This is a genomic window from Armatimonadota bacterium, from assembly GCA_020354555.1.
Classification (GTDB): Bacteria; Armatimonadota; Hebobacteria.
Map to the genome: position 1 here is coordinate 2,328,807 of CP070648.1, position 25,788 is coordinate 2,354,594.

28 protein-coding genes are annotated in these 25,788 nt (G+C 65.4%); 1 reads left to right on the plus strand and 27 read right to left on the minus strand.

Annotation, left to right across the window (positions count from 1 at the left end):
• Positions 1–314 precede the first annotated feature (314 nt).
• The 21 genes from JSV65_09510 to ffh all read right to left on the minus strand — a co-directional run bounded on the left by JSV65_09510 (position 315) and on the right by ffh (position 17,789).
• Positions 315–509, minus strand: coding sequence for a hypothetical protein (locus tag JSV65_09510; GenBank protein ID UCH36570.1), 195 nt, complete (start codon positions 507–509; stop codon positions 315–317).
• Between the two features lie 34 nt (positions 510–543).
• Positions 544–1,551 (minus strand): endonuclease/exonuclease/phosphatase family protein, encoded by a 1,008-nt coding sequence (locus tag JSV65_09515; GenBank protein UCH36571.1) that lies wholly within the window; start codon positions 1,549–1,551, stop codon positions 544–546.
• A 16-nt stretch (positions 1,552–1,567) separates the two neighbouring features.
• Complete coding sequence (locus JSV65_09520; GenBank protein ID UCH36572.1) at positions 1,568–2,086, minus strand: helix-turn-helix domain-containing protein; 519 nt, start codon at positions 2,084–2,086, stop codon at positions 1,568–1,570.
• 242 nt (positions 2,087–2,328) lie between these two features.
• Positions 2,329–2,859, minus strand: a complete 531-nt coding sequence (locus JSV65_09525) for a DUF2500 family protein (GenBank protein ID UCH36573.1) — start codon at positions 2,857–2,859, stop codon at positions 2,329–2,331.
• Between the two features lie 136 nt (positions 2,860–2,995).
• The gene (locus JSV65_09530; GenBank protein ID UCH36574.1) at positions 2,996–4,087 is read right to left on the minus strand and encodes a carbohydrate ABC transporter permease; all 1,092 of its coding nucleotides are present in this window, start codon (positions 4,085–4,087) and stop codon (positions 2,996–2,998) included.
• 85 nt (positions 4,088–4,172) lie between these two features.
• Positions 4,173–5,111 (minus strand): sugar ABC transporter permease, encoded by a 939-nt coding sequence (locus JSV65_09535; GenBank protein ID UCH36575.1) that lies wholly within the window; start codon positions 5,109–5,111, stop codon positions 4,173–4,175.
• A gap of 15 nt (positions 5,112–5,126) precedes the next feature.
• A complete protein-coding gene (locus tag JSV65_09540) occupies positions 5,127–5,426 on the minus strand; it encodes a hypothetical protein (GenBank protein UCH36576.1) in 300 nt (99 codons plus the stop codon).
• 9 nt (positions 5,427–5,435) lie between these two features.
• A complete protein-coding gene (locus JSV65_09545) occupies positions 5,436–7,679 on the minus strand; it encodes a hypothetical protein (protein ID UCH36577.1) in 2,244 nt (747 codons plus the stop codon).
• 168 nt (positions 7,680–7,847) lie between these two features.
• A complete protein-coding gene (locus JSV65_09550) occupies positions 7,848–9,152 on the minus strand; it encodes a glycine--tRNA ligase (GenBank protein UCH36737.1) in 1,305 nt (434 codons plus the stop codon).
• A 188-nt stretch (positions 9,153–9,340) separates the two neighbouring features.
• Positions 9,341–10,231 carry a site-specific tyrosine recombinase XerD gene (gene xerD, locus JSV65_09555; GenBank protein UCH36578.1) on the minus strand — a complete coding sequence of 297 codons (891 nt, stop codon included), beginning with the start codon at positions 10,229–10,231 and terminating at the stop codon, positions 9,341–9,343.
• Positions 10,228–10,956 (minus strand): amidohydrolase family protein, encoded by a 729-nt coding sequence (locus JSV65_09560; protein UCH36579.1) that lies wholly within the window; start codon positions 10,954–10,956, stop codon positions 10,228–10,230. The genes xerD and JSV65_09560 overlap by 4 nt, the downstream gene beginning before the upstream one ends.
• 67 nt (positions 10,957–11,023) lie before the next feature.
• A complete protein-coding gene (locus JSV65_09565) occupies positions 11,024–11,755 on the minus strand; it encodes an amidohydrolase family protein (GenBank protein ID UCH36580.1) in 732 nt (243 codons plus the stop codon).
• Positions 11,756–11,994: 239 nt separating this feature from the next.
• On the minus strand, positions 11,995–12,738 hold the full coding sequence (locus JSV65_09570; GenBank protein UCH36581.1) for a ribonuclease HII: 744 nt from the start codon (positions 12,736–12,738) through the stop codon (positions 11,995–11,997).
• On the minus strand, positions 12,728–13,243 hold the full coding sequence (gene lepB, locus JSV65_09575; GenBank protein UCH36738.1) for a signal peptidase I: 516 nt from the start codon (positions 13,241–13,243) through the stop codon (positions 12,728–12,730). The genes JSV65_09570 and lepB overlap by 11 nt, the downstream gene beginning before the upstream one ends.
• A 111-nt stretch (positions 13,244–13,354) precedes the next feature.
• Positions 13,355–13,702, minus strand: a complete 348-nt coding sequence (rplS, locus tag JSV65_09580) for a 50S ribosomal protein L19 (GenBank protein ID UCH36582.1) — start codon at positions 13,700–13,702, stop codon at positions 13,355–13,357.
• A gap of 24 nt (positions 13,703–13,726) precedes the next feature.
• A complete protein-coding gene (trmD, locus tag JSV65_09585) occupies positions 13,727–14,467 on the minus strand; it encodes a tRNA (guanosine(37)-N1)-methyltransferase TrmD (protein ID UCH36583.1) in 741 nt (246 codons plus the stop codon).
• 33 nt (positions 14,468–14,500) lie between these two features.
• Positions 14,501–15,031 (minus strand): 16S rRNA processing protein RimM, encoded by a 531-nt coding sequence (gene rimM / locus JSV65_09590; protein UCH36584.1) that lies wholly within the window; start codon positions 15,029–15,031, stop codon positions 14,501–14,503.
• Positions 15,015–15,434 carry a YlqD family protein gene (locus JSV65_09595; protein UCH36585.1) on the minus strand — a complete coding sequence of 140 codons (420 nt, stop codon included), beginning with the start codon at positions 15,432–15,434 and terminating at the stop codon, positions 15,015–15,017. Before JSV65_09595 ends, rimM begins: the two co-directional genes overlap by 17 nt.
• Positions 15,435–15,466: 32 nt before the next feature.
• Positions 15,467–15,709, minus strand: coding sequence for a KH domain-containing protein (locus JSV65_09600; protein UCH36586.1), 243 nt, complete (start codon positions 15,707–15,709; stop codon positions 15,467–15,469).
• A 112-nt stretch (positions 15,710–15,821) separates the two neighbouring features.
• On the minus strand, positions 15,822–16,376 hold the full coding sequence (rpsP, locus tag JSV65_09605) for a 30S ribosomal protein S16 (GenBank protein UCH36587.1): 555 nt from the start codon (positions 16,374–16,376) through the stop codon (positions 15,822–15,824).
• 72 nt (positions 16,377–16,448) lie between these two features.
• Positions 16,449–17,789 carry a signal recognition particle protein gene (ffh, locus tag JSV65_09610; protein UCH36588.1) on the minus strand — a complete coding sequence of 447 codons (1,341 nt, stop codon included), beginning with the start codon at positions 17,787–17,789 and terminating at the stop codon, positions 16,449–16,451.
• A gap of 584 nt (positions 17,790–18,373) precedes the next feature.
• On the opposite strand from ffh, the gene JSV65_09615 reads away from it, so the two are divergent.
• A complete protein-coding gene (locus JSV65_09615) occupies positions 18,374–19,837 on the plus strand; it encodes a hypothetical protein (GenBank protein UCH36589.1) in 1,464 nt (487 codons plus the stop codon).
• A 198-nt stretch (positions 19,838–20,035) separates the two neighbouring features.
• On the opposite strand, the gene JSV65_09620 is transcribed toward JSV65_09615, so the two are convergent.
• From JSV65_09620 to JSV65_09645, 6 genes are all read right to left on the minus strand, one after another.
• The gene (locus JSV65_09620; GenBank protein ID UCH36590.1) at positions 20,036–20,533 is read right to left on the minus strand and encodes a hypothetical protein; all 498 of its coding nucleotides are present in this window, start codon (positions 20,531–20,533) and stop codon (positions 20,036–20,038) included.
• Between the two features lie 270 nt (positions 20,534–20,803).
• Positions 20,804–21,475, minus strand: a complete 672-nt coding sequence (locus JSV65_09625) for a ThuA domain-containing protein (protein UCH36591.1) — start codon at positions 21,473–21,475, stop codon at positions 20,804–20,806.
• Between the two features lie 160 nt (positions 21,476–21,635).
• Positions 21,636–22,622 (minus strand): zinc-binding dehydrogenase, encoded by a 987-nt coding sequence (locus JSV65_09630; GenBank protein UCH36592.1) that lies wholly within the window; start codon positions 22,620–22,622, stop codon positions 21,636–21,638.
• 223 nt (positions 22,623–22,845) lie between these two features.
• Positions 22,846–24,333 carry a sulfatase-like hydrolase/transferase gene (locus JSV65_09635; protein ID UCH36739.1) on the minus strand — a complete coding sequence of 496 codons (1,488 nt, stop codon included), beginning with the start codon at positions 24,331–24,333 and terminating at the stop codon, positions 22,846–22,848.
• A gap of 277 nt (positions 24,334–24,610) precedes the next feature.
• Positions 24,611–24,838 (minus strand): hypothetical protein, encoded by a 228-nt coding sequence (locus JSV65_09640; GenBank protein ID UCH36593.1) that lies wholly within the window; start codon positions 24,836–24,838, stop codon positions 24,611–24,613.
• A gap of 177 nt (positions 24,839–25,015) precedes the next feature.
• Entirely contained in the window at positions 25,016–25,705 is a 690-nt protein-coding gene (locus JSV65_09645) for a gamma-glutamyl-gamma-aminobutyrate hydrolase family protein (protein ID UCH36594.1), read from the minus strand.
• Positions 25,706–25,788: the final 83 nt, after the last annotated feature.

Consider the following 25,788-nt stretch of genomic DNA (forward strand, 5'->3'; position numbering starts at 1 on the left):
CGGGAACACGTCCGGCAACGGATCTTCCGAACTCCTCAGCGGCTGCCCGCCATCAACTGCGAGTTGGTCATCATTCATACGAACACCGGTTACAGCACAATGCGATCGAGGCATCCCCAATAGAGGTGGTTCGTGACCGAGCGAACGATTTCGCTCTGACGCAGCCGGGATGCTTCATTGCTCTCGACTGCCCTCAGCGCGAAGGCTCAGCATCACACTGCGCACCGGATTACAGGATCGAATTCGCGCAACGCCTCCCGGCATGCCGGGTTCAATTACGACGGCGGCGAGCGATCACCTGTCGGCCCGGCGCTTTACAGCCGATCAGTCAGAGCGGCCAGGGCGACGATGATGAATGGCCCGCATACGAGCAACCAGACCGGAATCGCCCACCACGTGCCGACCGTCAGGAACACCCACAGGAGCAGGATGTCGAGGCCGAGCGAGGCGACAGCAAGGGGCTTATGCCAGCGCTTGCTTTTCCGTTCGTGACGGGGATGAAGCATCATCTCCTCATTCCCTGCTCTCCCCGCGCGGCAAGTTCTAGCGTGACGAATCGCGCACGATCAGGTCGCAGATCACCATGCGGTGGTCGGAGTGCTTCGTCTCTCGCGCGACTAGGGCTGCCGCCCGGAACTCGCCGCTCACCCATATCTGGTCGAAGCGCGAGACCGGCGTGTCGTTGAGAACGGTATTCCCCCAGCCGAGGCCGCCCTCCTTGAATGCGTCGTGCAGGCGGGGCCGCAGGAGGCGGAAGATCGCGTCGCCGCCGGGGACGTTGAAATCACCGCCTAGAATCACCGGCCCGCGCGGAGGCACGGCGGTGACCGCTGCGGCGAGTTCTCTCATCTGCTCGCGGTGCACGGCGCGCTTGGCGGCGTGGTCGCGCCAGCACGACGGCGACCACACATCGAAGCGCATCACCGGCGGCAGGAAATGGGCGCTGAAGACCTGCGCTTCGATGCCGGAGACGAGCCGAACGTCGGCCTCGATGTAGGCGAAGGGCACCTTTCCGCTTTGCGGCACGGCGGTCACGGTTCCGCGGGCAATGATGTCCGTGTCAACGCCGCGGGCGAGGCCGGCCTGGCTGCCGTAGAGGCGCCGTGCGAGACCCTCCACCTCAGCCTTCGCCGGTGTTTCCTGAAGCAGCACGATGTCGGGATCGTGCTGCACGACTTCCGCTGCTGCCTTGGTGCCTTCCATGCCGCAGTTGAGGGAGATGACCCGCAGAGCCTGACCGCGCGCATGAGCCTGCTCCCACGTCGGCGACGGCCACCGGCGCAAGCGCGCCAGGCTTCTCGATTCCTCGGGGACGGCGATCAGGAAGAGGCACCACAGGAGCAGGACGGCGATGACTGCGCGTCTGCCGCCGCGCCACCCCAGGCCGGCGAGAGCCAGCCCAGGCGCCGGCCACACCCATGGCGGGAGGAACGTCACCGCGGCGCAACCGTCGAGGCGCAGCCAGTAACAGCTGGCAACGAACGCACACAACAGCGCAGACAGGCCGAGCAGGCCTGTCTGCGCAACGCCGTGTATCCTGGTCAGTGGCATGGGCAGGCGCCGCGGCCTACTTCTTACGCGAGCGCGCTCTCGTCCTGCGCTTCCGGCGCGGCGCTTTCCGCTTCGCGGGCTTGTCCACGGGAGCGGCGGCGCTCTTCTCGGCGACCAGCCTCTTCGCGTCGCGGCGGCCGAGCTTGCGCAGAGCAACGAGGGCAACCCGGTTGCCGCCGCGCGGCGACGTATCGCCCCGTTCCCACGAGGTGACGGCGCCGGTGCTCACGCCGACGAGCGCGGCGAGTTGGGCCTGCGTGATCCCCAGCCGCGCGCGCAGTTTGCGAATGAGATTCGGCGAGAAGCGAGCAGCCTGCACCTCCGCTTCAGGGGCATCGAGGCGCATCAGTTCCGCCTGCGCTTCTCGGGCTTGCGCCTCGGCCGCTTTCTCCAGTGCCGCTACGGAGCGCGCGAGCGACGAGACCGTCCGCTTCATCTCGCGCACGTCTCGCGATAGAGGGACGACGGTTTCCCTCATCTCCTTCCTGACGATGCGCGCGACGGTCGAACGGATGGCTTCTTCAACTTTACTCACGGATACCTCCTTCCACGACACGCGCGGCGCGGATGGTCGCACCACGCGGTTACATCGTCGGCTTCTGTCTCGGGGAGCGGCTTCCCTGCACGCGCATGTCGAGGCGCCAGCGGCCGGATACGGCTTGGCCCCGGATTGCGCGTCGAGTGGAGCGACCCACACCGGGCGCGTGGGCTCCTGTCAGCCGACAGCACCGGATTGGATCGCGCGCCGCGCTGCAGCAGCGGCGCGCGGGGAGTGGGCTACCGCGGCATCGTCTTCTGGCGACGCGAGAGGGCGCCCTGGCTCTCCGTCTCGGCCACGTGCGGCTCGAACTTGACGAACCGCTCACCCCTAAAGGTGAGCGTTCCTTCGCAGCCGATGGGCAGTGCTGCATAGAGCGGCTCGGGAACAGCGAATTCCATCTCGCCGTCGCGCGTGCCAAACGTCAGCCAGCAAACGTGCCGGAGGCCAGCGGCACCCCGCGGACGGACGGAGCGCTTGAGTATCGCCTGCACGATGCCCCGGCCGGACAGGGGCGAATCATAGCCGTACATGCGGGTGGACTTGCGGACGACTTGGGCCGGCACAGCTCGGCGGCGTGACACGACACCTGCCAGGAGCGTCCATGCATCGAATGCGAGTACGTAGAGCGCCACGAGCACAAGTCCCGCCAGGATTACCAGGAACGGCAGCAGCATGAGTGAGGGAGCGAAGATCCGAATACAGGCGAGTGCCGTCGCTGCCACGAGGATCAGCAGCACGCGTACGTACGGATTGTCGTCTTCGAACATCCCGGGCCTGCCAGCTAATCGCGGATGGTGCGACGCGCCTGCCGTCGATGGCGCCCGAGCGCGATTCATCTCGCCACGGCGAGCGAACGCCGCTGACTGATACCGCTTTCGCCCGCAACTCGGCGGTTCCTCCAGCCTACGCCTTCAAGCCGCTGAGGATGATGCCGCGGACGAAGTAGCGCTGTCCCACGATGAAGACTATGAGCACCGGCACCATGACGATCACCGAGGCCGCCATCAGCAGGTGCCACTCCGTGAGGTATGGCCCCTGGAAATGCGCGAGGCCGATGGGCAGCGTTTTGAGGCTGAGGCTGTCGATGACGATGAGCGGCCACATGAAGTCGTTCCAGGTGTGGAGGAAGACGAACGTCGTGAGTGCGGCGAGCGCGGGCTTCGACAGCGGCAGGATGACGTTCCAGTAGATGCCGAGGAGGCTCGCGCCGTCAATGCGCGCGGCGTCTTCCAGGTCACTCGGGATGGTCAGGAAGAATTGGCGCAGCATGAACGTCCCGTACGCGGAGAACATGGCGGGCAGGATGAGTGCCCAGTAGGTGTCGGTCAGCCGCAGCCGCGAGAGGAGAATGTACACCGGAATCATTGTGATGACGCCGGGTACCATGAGCGTCGCGAGATAGCCGAGGAACAGCCCATTGCGACCGGGGAAGCGCAGGCGCGCAAACGCGTATGCCGCCAGCGAACTGGTCGTGACCTGCCCGAGCGTCACCAACACCGCGACGATGATGCTGTTGATGTAGAACACCAGGAAGCCGTCGGCGTTCTGCAGCAGCCCCGCAAAGGCCGACTCCACCCTGATGGCCTTCCATGCGCCAATGTAGTTGCGCCACTCCAGGTGGAGCCGCTCGACGGGGCGCGCTGCCCCTGACGGCACGGCCACGACCTGGCCCACCATGTCGGACGGCTCCACTAAGCGGAGCCGCTTCGCCGTAGGCGTGCGTCCGACTTCAGCGCCGCGCATCTCGCGCCCGTTGATGACCGCGGTGTAGATCGGGCCGTACTGGTTCGTGACTTGACGCGTCGGCAACCACCTGTCATGTGAGACCACGACTTGCGTCGGATCCTTAAGGGAGGTGACGATCATCCACGCCAGCGGCACCGCCATGACGAAGCCGATGGCACCGAGCGCCGCGTAGGCCAGCATCTTCAACAGCGCGTTGCTGCGGCCGCTGCGCCGACGCCGCCGCATGCCTGTCGTCCGTCTATCGTCCATCTCGCTCACTGCGATAACACCAATCTACAGCCGAAAGCGGCTGTGCGACATGGCAGATGATGAGCCTGTTCGCCGCGCGCTGTCATCACTGAAAGAACGCCACCCGCTGGCTCAAGCGCCAGTTGAGCAGCGTGAAGCCGAAGATCAGGCCGAACAAGACGCAGGCGATCGCCGCCGCGTAGCCCATTTGGAACCATTGGAACGCGTTCTGGTAGATGTAGAGCATGATCGTCGTCGTCGCGCCCGCGGGGCCGCCGCCGGTCATCATGTACGCCGCGATGAACCCGCCCTGGAAGCCGGAGATGATGGCCATGGTGACGACGAAGAACGTGGTCGGCGACAGCATCGGCCAGGTCACGTAACGCAGCTTGTGCCACCAGTTGGCGCCGTCCATGTCGGCGGCTTCATAGAGTTCGCCCGGGATGTTCTGGAGCCCGGCGAGGTAGAGGATGCAGTTGTATCCCCCGACGGTCATCCACAGGCTCATGATAATGAAGGCGGGCTTGGCCCACGCGGTACTGACGAGCCAGCGCGGAGGCTGAGTCATGCCGATATTGCGCAGCCAGACATTCAGCAGGCCGTAGTCTTCCTGGAAGATCCACTTCCACAGCAGGGTCACGGCGACGGCGGAGCATATCGCGGGCAGGAAGAACAGGGTGCGGAAGAACACGACTCCGCGCAGACGCTGGTTGAGCAGCAGGGCGCAGAACAGCGATCCCGCGATGGACAGGGGGATGCCGAACATCAGGAAGACCGTATTCCAGATGTATTTCCAGAAGTACGGGTCGTTGGCGACGAGCCCGGAGCCCTCGCGGTGGAATGCGAGGAGCTTGTCGAAGTTGCGCAGGCCGACGAAACGCGGCTGGTCGAGGACGCCCCACTCGGTGAAGCTGAGCACGAATGCCGCCGCAACCGGCAGCAGCGTAAAGACCAGGAAGCCGAGGAAGTTCGGCAGCAGGAAAGCGTAGGAGCCCACGTACCGCCGCCAGCGGCGGCGTTTGGGCGTTTCTGCCGGGGTGGCCATGGCGGTGTGCGCTGCCTACTCCTCCTCCATCACCGGCGGGTAGCTGAACGATTCGGTTTCCTCGCCGCGAAAGACGACGATGATGAAATCCTCGCGCTCGAACACGGGCATATACGAGGACACGATGTCCTCGTCGAGCTGCGCGAACAGCTCCTGCTGCTGCTCCGGCGACAGATACGCTTCGAGCAGCACGGTCGCATGAACGGTGGCGTCCGCGTAGTGGATGTCAACCTGGCCGACGCGCCGCTCGCCGTCCCACACCATGTACACCTCGGACGACAGCGTACGCAGGCTCCGTATCAGACGAAATGACATCCCTGCCCCCTATCGCTGAATTTCGATGCGCTCCAGGCCCCCGGCTTGCGCCCGCGCAGCGCCATTGACGTATATTCTAAGCCCGGCGTCGTCGGTTTGCAACTCCGGCGCGCGCCACGTGATCCTGATGTCGCGATCGCGGAGCCTGGCATGGTCAAGGGTGAAATGCTCCAGACCCATCGGCAGCGGATGCACCACCGCCCCGCCGTCGGCCTGCGGCTGGAGCCCGGCAACGTACTTGATAATCAGGTCAACCACCCAGGAGTGCTGATAGTCATCAACGCCCCGGTAGAGGCACGGCATCCCGGTGCGCGGGTTATAGTGCTCGTAGCAATTCGGCCTCCGCACGTCACCGTCGAAGAACATCATGCGCACGAACCGGCGCAGCAGTTCCGCGGCTGCCTCCGCGAGCGACGGATCGAGGTGCTGCGCGGCGCGCGCGAGAGCCTCGCACGCATGGCTGTTCGTCATCGGCCACACCCGCCCGCTCCAGGGGCACGCGTGGCGCTTACCTTTCCATTCCGCGTCCGCGCTGAAGAAGGGATCGTCCACTGCGCAAGTCGGCACGGGAAACTCGGTCCAGAAGCGCTGCGGCCTAAGCAGATGGCGGCGCAGCGCGTTCACGTGTTCCGGCCCGGCGATGTCGGTCATGAAGGGGTAGAAGCCGACTGCCGGCGAGTGCGGCGAGCGCTCCCAGGTTCCCGGCAAGACGTCGCAGAACTCCTCGCGCTCGGAATCCCACATGCGTTCGCGCACGGCCTGCTTCGTGGCCGCCGCCTCCGCACGCCAGCGCCGCGCGTCGTCGGTCTTGCCAAGCTCCTCCGCGATCTCCCCCAGGCTGCGCTGAAGTTCGTAGATGTACACCGTCGCGTCCACGCCCTTGAGGCGAATCGGCTTCCACGTGTCCGCCTCGGGGTCGGCGAAGAGATAGCGGCTCGCGTACTCCTGCCCCGTTTCTCCCTGGTTGACGACGTCGTAGAGATGGCTGCCCGCGCGGTCGCGCTCGCGCGCGAAGTACTCCGCGTAGCGGCAGAGCGGCTCATAGATAGTCTTGAGGAAGCCCTTGTCGCCGAACAGGTTGTAGACCTGCAGGGCGCCCGCACCCCAGTTGGCGTGGTAGAAACCCTCGTCGTGCCACGCCACGCCGAGGTGGCCGGCGAAGCTGCCGCTGTCGAGTTGGTTCTCGACGAAGTTGACCAGGCTCCCCTCGGCGAATGACGGGAAGTTCATCCACGAGCACTCCAGCATGTGGCACTGAGCGCTGTAGGAGATGTGACAGCGGAACCCGCCGATGCCCTCAAAGATGCAGGGGTGCCGGAGATTGCCCTCCATCGCCGCCACCATCAGCAAGCGCAGGCCGTACCACCGATACCAGTAGTAGGTCGTGAGGTACGGGTCGCTGCATTCGAAGTACGGCACGGAATCGAAGAACTTGCGCCAGCCCTTCTCACTCGATGCGACGACGTCAACCTCCGGCAGCTTTCCGATCGCCCTCTCCGCGTGGCCCGACTCGGTGGATGCGGCGAACGCGAAGCTGACATGCCACGATTCGCCCGGCGGTATCTCGACCCGGTAATGGAGACCCAGGTGCACCAGTCCGTCAGACCGAGTCCCGACCGCGAACTCGTCCTCGCCGGGAAGGCCCGCGTCGCTCAGCTTGTCCTGGAACACCGACATCTCCCACAGCGGGGACGTGTCGTGCCATTCCGTGGGGTTGATGGTGTGCGACGTCGGCGGGATGTCCGCCCCGATGGCGGCGTGGAGCTCGACCTCCGCGCCCGCGCGCCGGACGGTGATGGGAAACACGAGCGCCGCGCCGTCGCGCCGAGGCGGACCGATGCTGACCCCGTCGCGCTCAAGTTTCTCCGCTCTGGGCTGAAGGCTCCATTGGATGAGGGCGATCGTCAGGGCCTGGTCGCTTCGGTTGGCGAGGGTCAAGCGGCTGGCGAAGATGTGGTTGCCGACGATGACGCGATCCTCGCGACATTCGAGGCCGACGGCCTCGCGCTCGATGGTCAGGCGGTCGGGGCGCCACACGCGGCGGCGGGTCGAGAACGCGATTGGCCGGTGCCGCTCGTCGAGGATGAGGACGGTGAAGAGCCGTTCCAGTGGAAGGTCATAGAGATACGACTCATCCCAGAACCCGGGGGCGTCGAGGAAACGCGGCGACGCGGGGGCGTACATCGCCCCACGTCCGTTGGCGAGGTACCATTTATCCTCGCGCGCGAGGTGGTTGAGAGGGTCAATCGCCATTGCTGTCCCGGACGCCGCAGTTGCGTACGCCGGCAGGTCATTCCGCGCGGCAGGCGAAGTCTGCCCGCCTCAGGCGAGTGTGCTGCTCGCGGCCGAGATTCCTCACTCCGCTTGCTGCCCTGCGAAGCAGGAGTCGCTGCGTTCGGAATGGCGGGATCCCGGCGCCGGCTAGCACTCCCCCAGCTTGTCGCGCAGGAACTCGACGAGCCGGTCCGCGGAGACGCGCACCTGCTCCATGGTGTCGCGGTCGCGCACGGTGACGGTGTCGTCCTCAAGCGTCTGCGAATCAATGGTAACGCCGAACGGCGTCCCGATCTCATCCTGGCGGCGGTAGCGGCGGCCGATGCTGCCGCCCTCGTCGTACTCGACGAACCAGTGGCGCTTCAGTTCCTCGTAGATCGCCCGCGCGCGGTCGGGCATGCCGTCGCGGCGGACGAGCGGCAGCACGGCGGCTTTCACCGGAGCCAGCCGCGGATGCAGCCGCAGCACCGATTCGACCTCCGCTCCCGCGGAGCCGCGGCCCCCTTCGATCGCCTCGTATGCGTCCACCACAAACGCGAGGACGCTGCGATCTACCCCGCCCGACGGCTCGATAACGTGCGGCAGATAGCGCTGCTTCGTCGCCTCGTCGAAGTACGCGAGGTCGCGGCCCGAGTGTTCCTGATGCTGCCGCAGGTCGAAATCCTGGCGGTTGGCAATGCCCTCCAACTCGGACCAGCCGAACGGGAAGTTGTACTCGATGTCGGAGCAGCGCGACGCGTAGTGCGCGAGTTCGTCCTCGCCGTGCTCGCGCAGGCGCAGGTTATCCCGCTTCACGCCGAAGGCAGTGTACCACTTCAGGCGCTCTTCGACCCAATACTCGAACCACTGGTCCGCCTCGTCCGGCGGCACGAAGTACTCGATCTCGTACTGCTCGAACTCGCGGCTGCGGAACGTGAAATTGCCGGTCGTGATTTCGTTGCGGAATGACTTGCCGATCTGGGCGATGCCGAACGGCGGCTTCTTGCGGCTCGACACGAGCACGTTCTTGAAGTTGGCGAAGATGCCCTGGCAGGTTTCCGGCCGCAGGTACGTCACCGCCGCGTCGTTCTCGACCGGACCCATGAAGGTCTTGAACATGAGGTTGAAGGGGCGCGCCTCGGTCAGCTCCCCGCCGCACGCCGGGCAGCGGTCGCCCGCGAGGTCATCGGCGCGGAATCGCTGCTTGCACTGCTTGCAGTCCACCAGGGGATCGGTGAAGCTCTTGACGTGACCGGACGCCTCCCACACCCGCGGATGCATGAGGATCGCGGCGTCGAGCCCGACCATGTCCGCGCGCTCCTGCACCACCGCGCGCCACCATGCGGCCTTGACGTTGTTCTTCAGCAGCACCCCGAACGGGCCGTAATCCCACACCGACCCGGTGCCGCCGTAGATCTCGGATGACGGGAAGATGAACCCCCGGCGCTTGCAGAGCGAGACGATGCGCTCCATCTTGAGTTGCTGCTCATTGGTCTGCTGGTTGGCTGTTTCCGGTTTGCTCACGGCGTCACGGACCTCACGATATGCTTAATTCGCAGCCGCGGGCGGCTGCACCATACGAATCAGGTTGTTCACGGCCGATCCCACCCGCCCGCGCTACCTAGACGCGGGCGCACGCCGCGCGTCTCTCCTCCGCGCGTTCACGCGCGCGGGTGCGTTGACTGGTACACTTCCCGCAGGTGATCCGCGGAGACGTGTGTGTAGATCTCCGTCGTCGAGATGTCGGCGTGGCCGAGCATCTCCTGGATCGCCCTGAGGTCCGCACCGCGCTCGAGCAAGTGCGTGGCGAAGGAATGGCGCAGCGTGTGCGGCGACACACGTTCCGCGATTCCCGCCAGCGCCGCGTACCGCTTGATGATCTTCCAACACGCGACGCGCGTCAGCTTGCCGCCGGCGCGTCCCGGAAAGAGCGCGGTCGAGCCGCTCTTGCGCGACGCGAGATAAGGCTCGAGCGCCTCGATCGCCTTGCGCCCCAGCGGCACGATGCGTTCCTTCGATCCTTTGCCCATGCAGCGGACGAATCCCAGCTTCAGGTTGACGTCGCCGATCTCGAGTTCGACCGCCTCGGACACGCGCAGCCCGGTCGCATAGAGCAACTCCAGCAGCGCGCGGTCGCGCAAGCCGCGCGCGGTGGAGGAGTCGGGCTTGGCGAGCATGGCCTCGACCTGCGCCAGCGTCAGCACGCCGGGCAGCCTGGTTTCCAGTCGGTGCGATTCGATATTGGCTGTCGGGTCCTGCTCGATCATCCCCTCACGCATGAGGTATCGGTAGAACGATCTCACTGCGGACAGCTTGCGCAGCACGGTGGTCGGCGCCGCGCCGGCCTTGCGCAGCCGGCCAAGATATCGCAGCAGGTGAGACTCGTCGGCATCGGCCAGCTTCGGCGCGCCGATCTCGGCGAGGAACGCCAGGAAAGCTTCCAGGTCCCTCCGGTACGCGGCGATGGTGTTGTTGGACAGACCGCGCTCGAGAGCGACGTGGTCGAGGAACAGATCCAGCGTGTGCCGCGCATCGGCGTGGAGTCCGGTCATAGCTTGAACAGGCGCCTTGCGTTGCCCTGGAGCACTGCGTCCTTCTGCGAAGACTCCAACTGAGCATCGCGCACCGCGCCAACCGCGAACGCCGGGTGCACCAGCGGCTGGTCGGTGCCGAAGACGACGCGATGGGGGCCTGCCTTCTCCATGGCGTAGGCAATCTTATCCCGGTCCGCCACGCGCCCCCCGCACTCGATCACGATATTGACGCGCTTGTCCGCGAGCCGCGCCGCCGGCTGCCAGTGCGCACCGGCCATGTTGCCGATGATGATATGTGCGCTGGGGAACTGCTCGGCCAGAGCATCAAGCCGCGCGAGTTCCCCTTCACTGCGCACCTGCACCATGAGCGGCTTGTCGTAGCGCAGCAGCGCCTTGACCAGCTGCGCTGTCAGCGGCGAATCCATCGGCTGCATGTGGTAGGCGGCATGCATCTTCGCGCCGATGAAATCCCGCCGCCGCAAGTAGGTCTGTATCTGCTCGAGAGAGAGATCCACGAAGTTGGGGTTGATGACGCACCACCCAAAGAGGTCGTCAGAGCCCTCGATGACCTCCGCAACTTGCGCGTTGCCCGACTCGATCTCGCCGGTGATCGCCACCGTGCTCGCCAGGAACACCCTCTCGATGGCGAAGCGCTTCATACCGGCGCGGATTTCGTCAACCGTCTGTGCGCGGACCGGCCAGAACCAGGGCCCGTAATGCGCATGGACGTCTATTATCGGCACTTGCTCACCTCATCGGCGTCAGCAAGATACTGGGCGTCGCGGCATGTCGTTCCCAGCCGCCCCGCTGTCAATCCTGCTCCAGCAGCCGGGCGAAGTTGCCGCCCAGGATCGCCGCCCGGTCACCCTCCGACAAATCGGCGAACTTCAAGCGCAGATACGCGCTCGAGAAGTACTTGAGCGGCGCGCGCGACCCGAACAGCAGTCGATCGCTGCCGACCTCGTCCGCAGCCGACTCGATTCCGCCCACCGAGGTCACCAGGTGGGTTTCCATAGAGATGTTGGGGTCGGTCTTCATGACCATCAAGGTTTCGCCGAAGTTGTGGTAGCCCACGCCGGAGAGGACGACCCGCGCCTGGCACTGCTCGGCGATCCGGCCGATAACCGTAGCTGCGCCCTGGCGACCGGCTTCCACCATGACCAGTGCCCCGGCTTCCGCGGCCAGCTTCAGCGCCTCTGCGAAACACGCGTGATCGAGCGACCATTCCTGCGTCTCGGGAAAGAGCGCGAACATCCGGAAGCCCTGCTCGGCGCGCTCCGCCAACTCCTCGACACACACCGTCCCGCGCCTGGGGTCAACCGTTCCGACGGGCAGAAGTCGCGCATCGTCCTGCGCGGCCTGCCAAGTCGTGTCGTTGCCGCGGCGGGAATCCACGAATATCCCCACGGTGGACAAAGTGGCCGCGCGCGCGACGCTGTGTTTGTCCAAAACTGCCGACAAAGCTTGGAGCGACACGTCAACCGGCCGGCTCGCCCAGAAGCCGAAAAGCGTACTTATGTCCCGAATCGCCGGTTCTGACACTACCCGCCTCCCGGGTGCTGGGATCCTCGTATCGTCACGCCCGGCAGTGCGCGTACGGCCAACCCCACAAGGATATGCTGCAAGACATGCAGAGCCGCACGCCGTGTGTCCATTCTCCACACCTGTGGATAAACCTGTGAACTCACCCTCGCGAGCGCCGCCATTTCCGACCGACGCGGGCTCGGCCATGGGTCGCTACCGTGACCGGACCGGTTCCCAGACCGCGGACGACTTCGGCGTCATCCCTCAGGTGCAGCACACCCATCCGGCCGCACGAAGCGCGCCACCGGAGCGAATGACCGCCTGTGCACCGGGCAAATGCCGAGTCGTTCGATCGCCAGGCGATGGGCGCGCGTCCCGTAGCCCTTGTGGGCGGCGAACCCGTAACCCGGATAGAGCCGCTCGAGCCGCTCCATGATGCGGTCGCGAGTGACCTTGGCAACCACCGAGGCCGCCGCGATAGACATGCTGTACGCGTCGCCGTCAACGATGGGGCGTTGGAAGACGGGAAGGCCGGGCACCGAGAACCCGTCCACCAGCACGCAGTCGGGCTGGGCGGACAGGCGAGACAGCGCCAACCGCATGGCTTTGAGCCCGGCCTGGCGTATGTTGATGCGGTCCAGTTCATCCACATCCACGATGCCGACCGCCGCCGCAGTCGCGCGTTCCATGATGATCGAGCAGAAGTGCGGTCGCTTATGGGCGGCGAGGCGCTTGCATTCCCACAGCCCCGGACTCTTGAAGTCGCGGGGCAGGATCACCGCGGCCGCCACCACCGGCCCCGCCAGAGGCCCGACGCCGGACTCGTCGACGCCTGCGATGAGCTGATGACCCGAGTTCCACAGCTCCCGCTCGTGCTTCCACAAGGCGTCGAGGCGGGCGTTCTCGGCACGCGTCCGCGCTCCCTTGCGCGCGGCCTGGGACCGCTTGCGGAGGCGATCCTTCGCGCGCGACGGCGCGCTATCGCCGTCATCACCTGGCAAGCGCCATTCTCCCCGGTGGCCAGAAGATAATCATCGCCTTGCCCAGAAGGTTGGCCCGATTGAGGAATCCCCAGCGGTGGCTGTCGTTGCTGTCGCGGCGATTGTCGCCCATCACGAAGTACTGTCCCGAGGGCACTTCGACCGGGCCGTAGTCGTAGTCGGGGGCCTGCAGCGGCCCGATGTAGGGCTCATCGAGCTTGCGGCCGTTAATGTACACCCCGTCATAGCTGCGGATTTCGAGGTGATCGCCGGGCAAGCCGATGAGGCGTTTGATGAAGTCCTTCTGCTCCATGGATGCCTGAGGCGGGGCGCGGAAGACAATGACATCCTGGCGGCGCGGTTCGGTGAGCCGATAGATGAACTTGTTGACCAGCACGCGGTCTCGTTCCATCAGTGTCGGCCGCATCGAGCCTGAAGGGATGTAGAACGCGGCGACGACAAAGGGCTTGATGAGCAGGAAGACGAGGGCGAACGCGATGAGGAGCGAATCGGAGAGTTCGAGCATCAGCGCCCGATACGGCGATCCGCGCCACACCGTATAGACCATTCGCAGCAACGCGACCGCGGCTACGATGGCGACGATCTTCCACGGAGAGTCCAGGTTAAACATGCGGCTCTAACGGGCCTCCTTGATGCGCCCGGCGCGGCCGACCTTCTGGCGCAGGTAGTAGAGCTTGGCGCGCCGCACCTTGCCGCGCCGCAGCACCTGGATGCGCTCCACGCGCGGCGAGTGCAGCAGGAAGGTGCGCTCGACGCCAACCGCGTGGGCCACGCGGCGCACCGTGAACTGCTCGCTGGCGCCGCCGCCCGCGCGGCCGATGACGGTACCCTCAAACGCTTGGGTGCGCTCGCGGCCGCCCTCGGTGATGCGCAGATGAACCCGCACCGTGTCGCCGGGTCCGAACTCCGGGATATCGGTCTTCAGTTGCTCTTTTTCCAGTTGGTCTATGATCACTTTGCCCATTGCACGTCTCCGTCGGGACGGCCTTCATTCATCGCGCTGTCCCCTGATTTTCTCCAGCAATCCGCGGTCTTCCTCGCTGAGCGCCGCCCGCTCCAGCAGATCCGGCCGGCGCTCCAGCGTGCGCTTCAGCGCCTGCTCGCGCCGCCACACTCGAATCACCTCGTGGTTGCCGGAGAGCAACACATCGGGAACCTTCCAACCGCGAAACTCGGCGGGCCGCGTGTACTGCGGCTGCTCCAGCAAACCCGAGGCGAACGAATCCGTCACCGCCCCGTCCTCCGCCCCCAAAGCCCCCGGCAGGAGTCTGATGACCGCGTCCATCACGACCATCGCCGGCAGCTCGCCGCCGGTCAAGACATAATCGCCGATAGATATCTCCTCGTCAACCAGGTGCTCGCGAACGCGCTCGTCCACGCCTTCGTAATGACCGCACACAATGACGAGGTGCTCATACCGCGCCAGTTCCGCGGCCTTCGCCTGATCCAGACGCGCGCCCTGCGGCGTCATCAGCACCACGCGCTCGCGACATTCCTCCGGGCAGCGCATCGCCTCGACCGCGGCGAAAATCGGCGCCGCCTTCATCACCATGCCGCTCCCGCCGCCGTACGAGTAGTCGTCTACTATGCGCTGGCGCTCCGTGCTGAAGTCGCGCGTGTTGACGATCCTGATCTCGACTAGCCCTTGCTCTCGCGCGCGGCCGACGATGCTCGCATCGAACGGGCCGGCGAACATCTCCGGGAACAGCGTCAGTACGTCAATTCGCATCGGCATCGCCAAGGGTGCTGCACGGACCGGCCCTTAGATCTCCTCCGGCAACTCAACTACGATCCTACCGGCGCGGAGATCAATCCCGCGAATGACCTCGCGCGTCGCGGGGATCATGGCCCTGTCGGTCGCGTAGACGTCGTTGGCCTTGGTGCGCAGCACCTCCCGCACGCGGCCGAGGTCCTCCCCGTCAACCGTCACCACTTCAAGCCCCACGATATCATCAATGAAATAGTGCCCCTCGGGGAGCGCAATCGCCTGCGCGCGCGGGATCAGGATGTACGCGCCCCGCAACGCTTCCGCGGCGTCTCTGTCGTCGCAGTCCTTCAGCTTGAGCAGCACCCGGGACGGGCCGACTGCGGCGCGCTCAATGACGGCCCCGCGCCGCTCGCCCCCGGGAAGCTCGAGAGACACATCACTCAGTTCCGCGAATCGCTGCGGCACGTCGGTCAGCGGCTCGACTCGCACTTGCCCCTTGACACCGTGCGGGGCAGTGATGCGCCCAACGGCGATCTCGGCGTCTTCGCGCGGGCGCTGCCGCGGTGCGTCACTTCCTGGGGTCACGGATTTCCGTGACAATCCCGTCTTTGATGACGATTTCGGCCTGCGTGAGTTTCTCGTAGAGGTTATCGCCCTCCTTGATTTCGATCATGCTCTCAATCGTCCCGCGCGGGAACTCCGAGCCGAGTTCGAGCCCACGCACTTCCTCTGCGCGCTCCAGCAATTCCTTCTTAACCGACTCCTGACGCCCCTTCTCGGCTTCGATCTGCTGGCGCACCTGCATTGCCTGATTGAGGTCGGCGCGCTGCAGATCCGCCAGCACCCGTCGCGCCTGGAAGTCGATCTGGTCTAGGCGACGCTGCGCCGAGTCCGCCGCCTCTTGCAGCTCCTTGTCCATCTCCTGCTTGAACTGCTCCGTGACTATCACCCGCAGCGCCACCGGGCGCATGACTGTCAGATTGGCCACGTATATCCTCCCGATCTACCCAAAGGGTCTACTCATTCATCGGGGTGCTTGTTGATGTCCACCCAGATGTTCTTGTTCTGCTTCGCGCCGGCGGCCTTCGCCACGGTGCGCAGCGAGTTGGCTATGCGCCCCCCCTTGCCGATAACGCGCCCCATATCATCCGACGCCACGCGCACTTCGAAGATGATACTCCTCTCCCCCTCCACCTGGCTCACCACTACCCGGTCCGGCTCGTCAACCAGCGCCTTGACAATCATCTCGATCAGGTCTTTCACGATTAGCACCTCCGCCGACTGGCCTTGGCCCGTAAGGTATAACTAGCATCGGCCCGGCGCGTGGCGCATATACCGTCGTCCGCGCCGGAATCGCGGTGCCGCGAGGTATCTGTCAATTCGCGGTTGTGGTTTCTTCGGGCGCTTCTTCCGGAGCCGGCGCCGCCGGGGCATCGGACGCCGCCTCAGACTGCGGCTCAGTTGCGTCCGGCTGCGGCTGCGCCGCTTCTGCTTCAGGAGCGGGCGTCTCGGCGGCCGGCTGCTCCGGCGCTTCAGCCTCCGCCGAGGGGGGCGCGGCAGGCGGCTGTCCAGCGGCCTCGGCGCCTGGCTCCTCGGCAGCCGCGGGCGCAGCTTCCGCTCTAGGTGCGACCTGCGCCTCGCCCTTGCCGAAATCCGGCATTGGCTTGCCTTGCTCCTCGTAGAACTTCTGAAGTATGCCCTGTTGGATCAGCAGGTCGCGTACCGTTTCCGTCGGCAGCGCGCCGTGTTTGAGCCACTTGAGCGCCAGCTCTTCCTTGATCCCGACCTCGTGGGGCTGGCGCGCCGGATTGTAATACCCGATGACCTCGATGAAGCGCCCGTCCCTCGGTGACCGCACATCGGTCGCAACGATTCGATAGCGTGGTTGATGCTTGGCCCCGACTCTTCGCAGGCGAAGTTTAACAGCCATTTGTCCTTCTTATCTCCTGGTCTCGTGTTCCCTCGCGCTCGAACGCGCGCCGTCTATCATACACTCCCCGCCTTAGGTCCAGGGCAAACGCAGCTTCGGCATCTTGCCCCGCGTTTCCATTTCGGCGAGGCGATGGTACGTTTCCTTGAACTGCTTGAACTGGCCCAAGAGCTGGTTCACCGCCTGCGGCGATGTGCCGCTTCCCTGTGCGATGCGGCGCCGCCGGCTCCCCTTGATGATCTCCGGCTGCGCGCGCTCCTGGGATGTCATGGATTGCATGATTGCCCTGAGCTGCTTCATCCGCGCCGGGTCAATCTCCAGGTTCCCCGGCAAGCGCATCTGCCGGAAGCCGGGTATCATGTCCAGCAGTTGATCGAGCGGCCCCATCTTCGAGATCTGACCCAACTGCTCCATGAAATCGTTGAGGTCGAACGTGCGCGTGCGCAGCTTGCGCTCAAGCTCTGCCGCCTGTCGCTCGTCCACCGCCGATTCCGCGCGTTCGATCAACGTCAACACGTCGCCCATGCCGAGGATGCGCGAGACCATGCGGTCGGGATGAAACGCCTCGAGCGCATCGAGCTTCTCCCCCACTCCGACGAGCTTGATCGGCGTGCCGGTGACGGCCCGTATCGAGACCGCGGCCCCGCCGCGCGCATCGCCGTCGAGCTTGGTCAGGATGAAGCCGGTCACGTTGAGCGCCGCATCAAATTCCTGCGCCACGCGCACCGCGTCCTGTCCCGTCATGGCGTCGAGCACGAGCAACGTTTCCGCCGGCGACACCTCCTGCTGCATCCGGCACAGCTCGCCCATAAGTTCCTCGTCCACATGCAGGCGGCCTTGCGTGTCGAGGATCACGGGATCGAGACCCTCCCGCTGCGCCTGCGCCAGCGCCGCGCGGGCGATGTTGACGGGGTCCTCCCGCGCGCCGAGGTCGAACACGGGCACGCCGACCTGTTCGCCGACGATGCGCAACTGCTCAATCGCGGCCGGCCGGCGGACATCGGTGGCGACGAGGAGCGGCTTGCGGCCGTTCTTCTTCTCCAAGCGCGCCAGCTTGGCTGACGTGGTGGTCTTGCCGCCGCCCTGGAGGCCGACGAGCATGAGGATCGTCGGCGGCTGGGGGCTGCGCTGCAGGCTCAGTTCTCCCTCGCCGCCGAGCAGCTCGGTCAGCTCTTCCTTGACGACTTTGACGACCTGCTGGCCGGGGGTGAGGCTTTGCAGCACTTCGTGCCCCACCGCGCGCTCGCGCACCCGCCCGACGAAGTCCTTGACCACCTTGAAGTTGACGTCGGCCTCGAGCAGCGCGAGCCGGATCTCGCGGCAGGCCTCGGTGACGTCCTGCTCGGACAGCCGCCCCTTGCGCGCGAGCCGGTCGAAGACTGCCTGCAGTTTGTCTGTGAGATTATCGAACACGGCGCCGTTGACCCTCGGGCTGCGGTTCGGAGAGAAAAAACTTGCGCCAAATACCGGAGCACTTGCGCTCGCTCGGTGCGGTGTGCCTTGGTATGGACACCCGCCCACAGCAACGGCGACCGCCGCCTCCAGCTTGGCGCTGTTCGCAGTATAGCAAAGCGATCCCGCAATTGTCAACGAAACAGGCTGCCTCCGACGCGCAATCCGCCGTGCGATAGGCCCGATTCGTCACAGTCATGAGGCGTCCACTGGGCGGCGAGCGAATTGGCCTGTGTTGCCCCGCATTCGCGCACGTTTCCCGTTAACTGCTCGGTCCGGCTCGCCGTTTCGTGCGCGGGTTCCTGGGAAGGACGCGAAGCCGCTCTCGTGGAAGGTCGCTTGGGGCGGGCCGACTGGTGGAGTCCCGTAAGCCGCCCGCGCCGCCCCGTATACCCGTGCCCGGATCATTTCCGTACCTCTCGCGCGCCGCACACCGGGAAGCCGCGGGTGCATAGCGAACGTGCGCCGGCCACAACTGAATACTCCACACACACGCCTGCGAGCGCACCGCGGCCATGGATTCGCGCTCGCGAAAGGAGACAGCCGTGCCCAACAAGATCGCCGAGAAGCTGATCCGCAGGCTGGAGGAACTCGCTGAAGACCCGGACCCCAACCCGCCTAAGTTGAAGGGAGCCCGCCGGAAGCGCAAGTACGAGCATGACATATCGATGCACGCCCGAGTGCGGCACGACGCGGCTGGACAGCTTCTCGCCCTCCTCGGCCCGAAAGCATACCTCAACGAGTCCCGAATCCTGCGCGCTCTGGACAAGAGTACTCTGGATTACCAGAGGTCGAGACAACAGGTCAGGACCAAGGGCATGATGGACCGGTTGCAGCACGTCCCGGAGTACATCATTGACATGCCGCAGCTGATCAGAAGCGAGGTCCGCGGCATCGCCAAGGTGCTGAGGGATGCAGAGATACGCAAGGTCAAGGTGTACGGGGTCGGGGGGTCCGCGACGCCGGCGGGTATTGCTCGGGAGATCATCGAGAACTCGGGCCGCCTTGGGTATGACTTTGAGGTCGTGCGGCGCGATACACCCAGATTCGAGAGCGTGGACGACGCGACGCTGCTGATATTCGCGAGCTTCTCTGGGAATACGGAGGAGACTCTCAATTGCTTCGAGCGGGCGCTGAAGAGGAAACACCCGACCGATCATATGATCGCGATGTCCAAAGGCGGCAAGCTCAAGACGATGGCCGCCGATAGCAAAGTGCCGTGGATCCGGATCCCGGCCCGCATCCGCCAGCCGCGGGAATCCATGGTCTTCCAGCTAACGGCAATCCTGAGCGTCGTCTCGGCGCTCAAGCTGCCGTCCGGGGGGTCGCGCGCACCCTTCGAGGTGGACGACGCAATGCTCGACGCGGCGAAGCGCCGACTCGAAGGGATGCGCGGAGAGTTACACTGGGACGTGCGGTTCGAAGCGAACCGGGCAAAACAGATCGCGGCGAAGCTCGTCTGCGGCGACGTCAACGCGGCGAAAGCCGGCGCGTACGGCGCGCCTTGGACTCGGCCTTGCATCCCGATCGTCCTGTCGTCGGCGTCGAACCAGGCGGTGGCGTACGAGTTCTACACACAACTCTGCGAGGCCTCGAAGATCGTGTGCCACGTCGCGACCTATCCGGAAGCCCTTCACAACCTGGTGGAGTGCATGAAGTTCAACCTGGTTTCCGGCGCGGGCGTCCCGTGGTCGCTGTATTTCCTCGAAAGCGCAGACGACACGCCGCGCGTGGCTCGGCGGTGGCGCGCTACACTGAAGGAGATATTCCCCGATGTGGCTTGGTGCTCGTTCAAGGCTGAGGGCGATACGGCCTTCGAACGTGCCCTGTCAGGGTACTACTTCAACGCGTGGCTGCGCCTGTACATGGCCTTCCTCAACGGCGCGGAGCCTCTGCCCGTTCCGACGATGGATTACATGAAGGACTACATGGCCGGCATACCGAGGAAACCGCGGCGTCCCGGATCGAAGCCCGGCCGCTCTGGCAAGAGGCCATCTCGACCTCGATAGGCTGCGGCGGTTCGGCGTTGTCGTGCCGGTTCAGGAATCGCCTCTTGGGAAGACCGCGCCATCGGGATCGAGCGGATTGTCGAAATCGGCGCGAGGTGCACGGCATTGCCCAGGATCTTGGCACGAAAGCTGATGGGATGGTAGGTGCTTGCCGCCGCGCCATTGTGCGCGGGCAGCCTCTTCCGTGGCGTCCCAGTGCTACTTAACGACTATCTCCACCCCGACCACCTCGAACGGCGTCCCCCCAGACTCGCAACCTAGCACGCCAAAACACTTGAGCCGAGTGGTGCCGCGCGCCACGGCACGGAAGTCCAGTTCCACCAGCGCCCCGGACCCGGCCAACGCGGTGGCTGTCGGGCTGTGGCCGAAGACCGCCAGCGCCCCTTCCTCGGACGCCCTGTGCTGCACCACCCAGCCCCGCCCGGCCAGCAGTTCCGCCTCCCACGGCGGGGAAACGAACTCCACAATCCCGATGTCATAGGCGATGTCAATGCTGAAGTTGGTGACCCTTGCCGGGTGCTCAGCATTCACTGTCAGGGTGAAGGTGTCATCGACGCTCACTTCAGTCAGCGGCGGCTGAATCGAGACCGTGCCTCCCGGTTCCTGAAGAGCCAGCCATAGGACGAGGAAGACGCCCGCGGCGATCGCCGTCGCCAGCAGGAAGGACAATATGATTATCTCGCGTCGCTTAAGCACATCCAGCGCTCCGCGGGTGACCGACAGGCAGCTGGTGGAGGCCCCCTCCTGCGATGGGGAAAGGCTCTGACTGGACGTCGTGACGTGACGTCAGGTAATCGACAACCCAACCGCCCGTCTCAAGGGCACGCGTCTCACGGCTGGACTGTTCGCTTGGTAGCGCCGCGGCGAGGTGGTGTCAGTGTGCCGGCGAGCAGCAGCGTGCAGCGAGACACGCCGCAGGCTCACGATCTACGGTTCAGGGCAGGGGCTCGCCGACGACGAGGAACGTCACTTCTCCACGCCGGCGGCCCACTTGATGCAGCCCAGGATGTGCTCGCGCATCCACGCCTCGGACCACAGCTCATCCGGGTGCCCGAGGCCTGTGTAGATCACGCGTCCCTGCCCATAGGGGTGGCACCAGCCCATCGCGTAGTCGTGATCGTCGCGATTGCCCTTGGCGAGGTCCACCGACGCGTTGTCAATACTCATCAGCACGTGCGTCTTGCTGCGGTCCCAATTGCGGAAGGTGTAGATCTCGTCGAAGACCTTCAATGACTCGCCGAGCATGCGCGTGGCCGGGTGCTTCGTGTCTTCTACCTTGACGGTGACTTCCTGGGTCCACGGGTGGCCGTTGAAGTAGCCGCCGAGCATCTCGCCGTATTCGGGCCACTCGTACAGCGTGTCGGCGGCATTGTGAATGCCCATGAACCCTTTTCCGCCACGGACGAAATCAAGCACGGCCGCCTTCTGCGCATCGTCCAGGGGCAATTCACCGGTGGTGGCGAAGATCAACACGTCGAGCTTCGCCAGGTTCTCCGCGGTGATCCGTCCGCAATCGTGCGTGGTAACGGCGCGATAAAGGCCGCTCGCCCTCCCGATGTCCTTGACCGCTACCTCCGCGTTCGGGAGGTACGAATGCTCGAATCCCGCGGAATGTCGCAGCATCAGCACGTTCAGCATACTCTCTCTCCTGTTAGGCGTGACGGTACGTGTTCCGGAGTATCTGCTCCCTAGGGGTTCGGTTCCGGAGTCTTCAATCCTCCACGGCCGGCGGGTATTCTGCGAAAACGGTCGCCCACAGCCCGCGCTGAGCAGCGCCCACCGACATTCCGCGCGAGCATTAAGGCTCGATCACGACGCGTAGGGAGCCGTCGGCCTTGCTCTCCGCCAACTCAAAGGCCTGCTGCGCCTGCTTGAGCGGGAACCGATGCGTGGCGAGTGGCGCCAGATCCACCAAGCCCTGCTCGACCAGCCGGATCGCCTGGGCCTGGTTATGGTTCTGGCGGCGTATCCATTGGATGGTGACCTCGTGCCGCCGACCGACGGACGCGCCCATCGTCATCACATCCTCGACGGGAATGCCGAGCAGCGCTACCTGTCCGAACGGACGAAGCATCCTCACCGCTTGATCCGGCGTCTCCGGGGCGCCGGCGGCCTCGTACACGACGTCGCAGCCCTCGCCGTGCGACCAGTCGAGTGCGACGGCCACGGGATCCTCCCGATCCGCTAGCGCCGTCGCATCCGCTCCGAGCCGACGCGCGAGTTCGAGGCGCTCTGGGATGAGATCGGTCGCCAGAACATCCTTGGCGCCGGCGGCGCGGGCGACCTGGAGAATGCACAGGCCGATACCGCCGCAGCCGAGAACCGCGACGCGCGCTCCCGGCGGTGGCGGAACCAACTCCACTGCATGCACCGCCACTGCCAGGGGCTCGAGCAAAGCCACGGCAGCGAAATCGAGACCCAGGGGCGCACGGAACAGCGCGCTTTCCGGCCAGGGGACGAACTCGCGCAGCGCGCCCTGACGCGGAGGCAGGCCGCAGAACTCGAGGTTGCGGCACAGATGGTGCCACGCTCGATGGCACATGTCGCAGCGTCCACACGGCAGAGCGGGTTCGACGACCACCGTGGTCCCGTCGGGGATGTGCCGGCCGCCGCGACAGATGCCGGCGAATTCATGGCAGGGGCTGAACGGACGATCCCACGTCACACCGCCGACATTGCCCTCGCTGAAGATGTGGATATCAGAGCCGCAGATGGAGACTGCCTTGACCTCGACCAGGCACTCGCCCGCGCCGGGGATCGGTTTCTCCCCCTCCGTGATTCGCACGTCACGAATTCCGTGAACAAGGGCGACTCTCATCGTCTCTTCCTGGCCCCGCCGCTCACCGATTCCATTCAATCTCCGGCCATCCACGCCAATCCGCGGCCAGCTGATTCTGTTCGCCTGCGGCTCGCCTTGCCCCTCCCCCGCGTTCGCCGCGCTTTCCACGGTTTGGTCAATGCTTCGCGGCCTCATCGAGGCCGCGCCCACAAGCGACGGGGGAATCCGGTCAGGAGTGCTCGTCGTAGGTCGCCCAGAAGCGCTCACCCATCGGCCTCGTGTCCCCAAGCTCTGCGCGCCAGCGCTGCAGTTCCGTGCGAAGACGCTGGAGATGATCGCCGCCGGCGGGATCGTCCGCGAGGTTGCGCGTCTCCCAGGGGTCATCGCGGAGATCGAATAACTGCGTCGTCCGCGTTCCGTTGACTGCGTACTCAATCAGCTTGTAGCGCTCATCCCGCACCGCGCGCTGGCAATCCGTGTAGGCGAAAAGCAGCCGCTCGCGAGCAACGGCCGTCGAATCATGCATGAGGGGTACCAGGCTTTGGCCGTCCACCGTTGCGGGAGTCGCCATGCCGGTGAGTTCGCACAGCGTCGGGAAGATGTCCGTGAGGTAGCACAGGCCATCCCGGCGCTCGTTGCGCGGTATCCCCGGCCCGGCGATGATGAGTGGCACGTGGATGCTGTGTTCGTAGAGGTTCTGCTTGCCCATCAGCCCGTGCTGGCCCACGGCGAGGCCGTTGTCCCCGGCAAAGACGATGATGGTGTTCTCCGCTTGCCCGGTCTCCTTCAGCGTCTCAAGCAAGCGGCCGACCTGCGCGTCGAGGTGCGAGATCATGGCGTAGTAGTCTGCGATGTGTTCGCGAATCTCTCGTGGAGTCCGCGGCCATGCCGCGAGCTTCTCGTCACGGGTGCGCAGGTCGCGGTTGTCGAAGGGATGCTCCGCGAGGAAGTTCCCCGGCAGGCGGATAGCATCGACATCGTAGAGGTCGTGGTACCGCTGATGCGTCTCGCGGGGATCGTGCGGCGCGGTGTAGGCGATGTACGCGAGGAACGGCGCCTCGTCCCGGTAGCCCTTCAGGAAACGAACCACGGCATCGGTGAAGAGATCGCTCGAGTGCTCGCCCGATCGGATATGGTCGAATGCGGACGATAAGGTCATCTCGATCTTCCCCCAGCGCGCCTTCAGTTCGCGAGGCTTGGGATACTCACCCGATGAGCTGAAGTCGCACAGCGGCACGTTCCAGTGGTCGGCCATCCCGCCGAAGAATACCTCTCCGCCGGCGGAGAAGCTGCGCGCGTAGCTGGGCGTGCCGTTGTGCCATTTGCCCGTCCCGAAGGTCGCGTAACCGGCCTGCCGCAGGGCCTCGGGGAACGTGACGTGCTCGGGCGGGATCCCTTGGCCCACGTTCTGCAGGTGGAATAGACTGCGCCCGGTCATCAGCATCGCGCGGCTGGGAATGCAGACGGCGCCGCTGGTGCCGCCCATGATGTAGGCGTGGGTGAACGTAACACCGCGGCTCACGAGGGCGTCCAGGTTCGGCGTGACGATCTCGTCGTTGCCCAAGGCGTGGATGGTGTCGAACCGCTGGTCATCGGTGAAGATGAACAGGACGTTCGGTCGCGAACGGGAGCCCTGCGCGCGGCCGGCGAAGGGCGCGCCGAGTGTCAGCCCGGTGCCGGCGGCAGCTAGCGTGCCGAGCACCTCGCGGCGGGTCATGCGATGAGCCATCAAGTCCCTCCCCTATCCTCTTCGTTGTCGGCGCTGAATTGCCGTAGGCCTGCATATGATAGCCTAGGACCGGTGAGATGTGAACCCTTCAGGACACCGGGGCGAGGCGGAGAATGGAGCCGCGGGCATCAGACCGGGGGCAGCACGGTGCCACCGCTCTCTGACGGCATGTCACGCGTCACGAGCGCAGACGAAGTACCGAGTAATGCGACCCCGACAGGAGTCGCACCCAAAGTCATGGATCCCGCGCGCCCGGGTCGGCCACTCACTTGAGGAAGAAGATGAGCTTGAGTTCGCCGGGATGGAAGCGGTGGAAGCGGAGTGAGTACGACGCGATGGCGGCAAGGCCGGCGACGGCAATGCCGAGCAGGAGGAAGATGTAGGCGTACCCGAGCCCGGCCAGCAGACCGAGGCGCAGGCGGTACGACGACGGCGAGCGCTGCGCGAAGCGCTCGAAGCGATCAACCAAGCCGACGAACTTCTCATGCGTCATGGACACGGCACCCTCCTCGGAGCAGGGCACGCCTACGGCTGGTTAGCTGAACGCTCGGACCGATGCCTCGCCGCAATCGGTCAATCGCTCGCATTGTGGCCACGAGGAGAAGCGACGTCAACGCCATCGCCGGCCCCGCCGGTTCCGACGCCGAATCGTTGGATGACGTGGGCGGGCTCAACTCCCCGCCGAGTCAATGAGCGAGGCGAAGAGGGCGGCATGTTCCCAGCGATCCAGCAGATCCTCGGGGTGCCACTGGACACCGAGAACAAAGCGCGCCCCTGGAAGCTCCACCGCCTCGATGATGCCGTCCGGTGCCCATCCGGAGATGATCAGTCCCCCGCCCACCGTCTGCGCGGCCTGATGGTGGCTACTGTTGACCTCGAACTCGGTGGTGCGTACGGTCCGGGCGCCAAGGGAGTCTGCGCGCAGCATGACGCCGTGGGTTGCGCGTTCCGTTCCCCCGCCCTTGCCCGCCCCACGACCGTGGCCGATGCTCTGGGGCAGTTCCGACGGCAAATCCTGCCACAACGTGCCGCCGAGAGCCACCACGAGCACCTGCATCCCCCGGCACACCGCCAGCACGGGGATGTCACGAGCCAGGGCGAGACTGAGGGCCTCAAGCTCAAGCTCGTCGCGCTCCTCGTCCACACGACCGAGATTCGGGTGGGGCGTGTGGCCATATCGCCGCGGCGCGACATCCCCGCCCCCGCTCAGCAGGAGGCCTTCGGCCTGGGCGACGTCACTCGGACGCTCGAGACAGAAAGGCGCACCGCCCGCCGACTCGACCGCGCGCATGTAGGCGAGCTTGGGAGCCCAGCGACCAGTTTCAGCATCGCGACCGCCGGTCACAGCGATTCGTGACAATTCGGGCCTCGCAGGAATCTTCCGGCCGCAGTGTACCAGCGCCATCGGGTGCCGGTCAATGCCGACAGCGCCGGGAGACCGCC